Here is a 3905-nt window from a genome sequence, read left to right on the forward strand (position 1 = left end):
AGAGCGGCATCACGACCTCCTTAATGTAGGCCAACGTCCGGCCAGGCCCAACAACTACTTCCACTTCTCCAACGCCCGGCCACCCGACTTGGTTCCGCTTCCACCGTCACTGGTGAAGGTGAATTTTGGGTGCCGGATCCGGACGAAGCAGCCTCATGTGCAATAGCCCCTGAACCGTGCCCGAACGTTCGAAAATCTATGTAGAAATAAGGATAGTTTGTCCGCGCCCGAACGGAAAGACACTGGGGAAGCCACCTGACCCGGAAACTCCCCGGCAGCGATGTCAGCCGGTGTGGCCGGGACCGTCGAGCAGCCTGGCGGGGAGCACCGATTTGGTGCCGAACCGCCGGGTTACCTGATCCAGCGCTTCCTCGGCAGCCCGCCAGTTATCGTCGCGGCGGTCCAAACTAAGCTGCAGGGCAGTGTGGGACTTGGGTTCCAGCTGTTCCGCCCGCACACCCACCAGGCGAACCGCCATGGGGCGCTGACCCAGATTCGCCAGCAACTGCACAGCCACCTCATAGAGGAGCTGTGCGCTGTCCACGGGAGCAGGAAGGGTCCGGCTTCTGGTAACGGTGGAAAAGTCTGCGTACCGGAGCTTCAGAGCCATGGTCCGGGCCAGCATCCCCGAACTTCGTAACCTCGACGCCGTCCGATGGGCCAGTCGGAGCAATTCACGGTGGAGCAGCGCGTCATCCACGGTGTCGACCACGAATGTTTCCTCTGCCCCGATGCTCTTCTCTTCCCGGACAGGAGTGACCGGGCGGGAGTCAATGCCCCAGGCCAGCCGGTGGATATGCTCTCCGGTGGCGCCAAGGGACCTTTTCAGTGAGGAAGCAGGAGTAGCGGCAACGTCGGCCACGGTTCTGATCCCCATGCGCGCCAGTACCTGGGCGGTTTTTTCACCCACACCCCAGAGCGCGTCGACCGGAAGGGATTGAAGGTAGGGCACAGTTTGCGCCGGTTCGATTACCAGCAACCCGTCCGGTTTGCAGCGTGTGGAGGCGATCTTGGCCACGAACTTATTGACGGCAATCCCCACAGATGCGGTAATTCCCAGCTCGGTTGCCACGCGGGTTCTTATCAGGGCCCCGATAGTGGCCGGCGGACCGAGACGGCGGATAGCACCGCCGACGTCAAGGAAGGCCTCATCCACGCTGAGTGGCTCCACCAGATCGGTAATTGACTCGAAAAGGGCCATCAATTGTCTGGAAACCTCATAGTAGAGGCCGTGCCGTGGTTCAATGACCAGCGCCTGGGGACACCGCCGGACCGCCACTGCCATGGGCATCGCAGACTTCACGCCATAAGCCCGGGCCTCGTAAGAGGCGGACAGGACCACGGACCGTTCCCCGGGAAACCCGACAATGACGGGCTTGCCGCGCAGTTCCGGGCGGCTCCGCAGCTCGACCGACACGAAGAAAGCGTCCATGTCCACGTGCAGGATGGAACTGCGGGAGGTGGTTCCGCCGGGCGCGGAAAGCACAGGTGCAGCGTCTGCTTCTGCCCTGCCCATTCGGCTGCCTTCGTTCCTGTCCACCTGCACGCTGCAATCTTATGGTGCGGGACTGACTAAACTGGAGGCTGCATCCCGCTTTCGACTTCCGGAGGAATTTCCCTGTGACGACTATTGGCATGAAGGCGCCGCACGGACTCGCGCTGCTCGCCGTCGGGGCCGTCCTGGCGCTGGCCGCCTGCACGTCCACCCCCGGCAACCCGGCGCAGTCCTCGTCCCCGGCACCATCACCCTCCACTGCTGCAGAGACCCCGTCTACCGCTGCCGTGCCGTCCGACGCTGCCGGGAGTGCCACCGCCTCTGCCACAGTAGGAGCCGTCGTCGAAGGCTTCCCCAGTGCATTGCTGCCGCTCATGCCCGGCGCAACGGTGATCTCAAGCAGCTTCGACAAGTCCTCAATTCCTGCCAACGTGGCACTGGTGGCAAGTGTCCAGGCACAGCCTGCGGCCGTCGTCGAGTTTTATTCGGCATCCCTCGAAGGACAGGGTTTTAAGGCCGTTCCGGGGGATTCCGTGGGAAGCGTTGTGTCAAAGGACTACATCCGCGGCACCAACGAGACCGTAAACCTGGCGGTCGTTGAGGCGGGCGGCACGTCCACATTCACCCTTGGCGCCAACGTCGCGCCTGAGTCCGTCAAGTGACGGCGGGCGAGCAGCTCCTCGTCGAGCAAGCGGACTTTGTTGCAGCAGTGGCGGCCCGACTGCGGGAATTCCTCGCGGGCCGGCAGGAAATTATGTCTGCCATTTCTCCGGACATCGATCCCATCATGGACTCGATCTCCAACCTCGTCACGGGCGGCAAGCGGCTGCGCGCCTTAATGTGCTACTGGGGCTGGCGGGGCGCCGGCGGCAGCGCGGGCGCCGGGGAGATCGTCACCGCGGGCGCTGCACTGGAACTTTTCCAGGCCGCCGCGTTGATCCACGACGACATTATCGACCGTTCAGACACCCGCCGTGGTGGTCCCAGCGTGCATCGCCGGTTCGGGCAGCTGCACCGGGAGCAGGGCTGGGCGCTCGATGGCGAACGTTTCGGGCAGGCTGCCGGCATCCTGGCCGGAGACCTCTGTCTGTCCTTCAGCGAAGAAGCTTTTACAGACATCGGACCCAGGGCCGCCTCCGGCAGCACGGCACGGCTGATCTTCAACCTGATGCGGGCGGAAGTCATGGCGGGGCAGTATCTGGATATCCTGGAGGAAGTCGCCGGGCCGGTCCGCGACCGGACCCAGGCTGTGAGCAGGGCCCAGTCCATCATCCGCTTCAAATCAGCCAAATACTCCACGGAACATCCCCTCGCGCTGGGCGGCGCGTTGGCAGGGGCGCCTGACGACCTGCTGCGCGGCTACTCAGCTTTCGCTCTCCCGTTGGGGGAAGCTTTCCAGTTGCGCGACGACGTCCTCGGGGTCTTCGGTGATCCTGTCACCACGGGCAAGCCGGCCGGCGACGACCTCCGGGAAGGCAAACGGACGGTACTGGTTGCCTTGGCGCTGGAGCAGTCAGGTGACGCTGAATCTGCCTTCATCGACCGCAAACTGGGAAGCCCGGACCTGGACTCCACCGACGTCGCTGAGATACGGCGCATTATTGTTGACTGCGGTGCGCTGCAGGCGACCGAACTGCTCATCGGCCAGTATGCCGACAATGCGTTATCGGCCCTGGCGGAACTGCCGGTGGACGAGTTCTCCCGGAGTGCCTTGCGCAAGTTGGCCGAGGCCTCGGTCAGCCGCGCTTCCTGACCTCCGGCGGTTTTCGACGCTGCCCGGCCCCTCTACAGCGGGCCGGGCAGCGGTTTTTTGTTTCAAGGTCGTTACGGTTTACCAGGCCAGCGTCTGGGCGCGCCTGCGGATCTCGGTCTTGCGTCCCTCGCGGAGCGCATCTATCGGTCGGCCACGAAGCGATTCGTCGGGCGTAAACAACCATACGATCAGGTCTTCATCCGAGAATCCCGCGTCCGACAACACGACGATGGTTCCCCTCAGGCTGTCCACGACCGCGCCGTCCTGGATGAAGGCAGCCGGAACCTTCCGGATATTCCTGTCGCCGACCCGCAGGGCCGCCAGGGTTCGTTCGTCCAGCATGCTGTGCACCCTGGTGATGGAAACATTCAGAAGTTCCGCGACATCGGGCAGGGGCAGCCACTCGCCCACAAGGCTTTCAACATTACTCACCACTAAAGGTTGCCATGCCCCGAGCCCGGGCGCCTAGTCAGCACCGTTGTGCGGGTCGGACGGGACCCCGACACACCGTCTGAACAGGACATTCATCGAATGGCAAATTCTTGTGCTACCCGTAAATTCGTGAGACATTCACATCAAGCACTTCAACAACAGCAGTAACATGAGTAACAGCAGTACCAAGCCGCACCCCGAACATACCAGAGCACGGACCCGCGC

4 protein-coding genes are annotated in these 3905 nt (G+C 63.1%); 2 read left to right on the plus strand and 2 right to left on the minus strand.

The genetic code is table 11. The features are described 5' to 3' along the window. Nucleotides 1-283: 283 nt before the first annotated feature. Nucleotides 284-1516 carry a DNA polymerase IV gene (gene dinB, locus RIN13_RS20315; protein ID WP_309109121.1) on the minus strand — a complete coding sequence of 411 codons (1233 nt, stop codon included), beginning with the start codon at nucleotides 1514-1516 and terminating at the stop codon, nucleotides 284-286. A 104-nt stretch (nucleotides 1517-1620) separates the two neighbouring features. Between dinB and RIN13_RS20320 the strand changes: the two genes are divergently transcribed. Further along, on the plus strand, nucleotides 1621-2157 hold the full coding sequence (locus RIN13_RS20320) for a hypothetical protein (RefSeq protein ID WP_309109122.1): 537 nt from the start codon (nucleotides 1621-1623) through the stop codon (nucleotides 2155-2157). Continuing rightward, the gene (locus tag RIN13_RS20325; RefSeq protein ID WP_309109123.1) at nucleotides 2154-3248 is read left to right on the plus strand and encodes a polyprenyl synthetase family protein; all 1095 of its coding nucleotides are present in this window, start codon (nucleotides 2154-2156) and stop codon (nucleotides 3246-3248) included. The genes RIN13_RS20320 and RIN13_RS20325 overlap by 4 nt, the downstream gene beginning before the upstream one ends. Before the next feature lie 78 nt (nucleotides 3249-3326). On the opposite strand, the gene RIN13_RS20330 is transcribed toward RIN13_RS20325, so the two are convergent. Beyond that, complete coding sequence (locus RIN13_RS20330) at nucleotides 3327-3680, minus strand: Rv2175c family DNA-binding protein (RefSeq protein ID WP_309109124.1); 354 nt, start codon at nucleotides 3678-3680, stop codon at nucleotides 3327-3329. Between the last annotated feature and the right edge of the window lie 225 nt (nucleotides 3681-3905).

The organism is Arthrobacter sp., from assembly GCF_031179985.1.
Classification (GTDB): domain Bacteria; phylum Actinomycetota; class Actinomycetes; order Actinomycetales; family Micrococcaceae; genus Arthrobacter.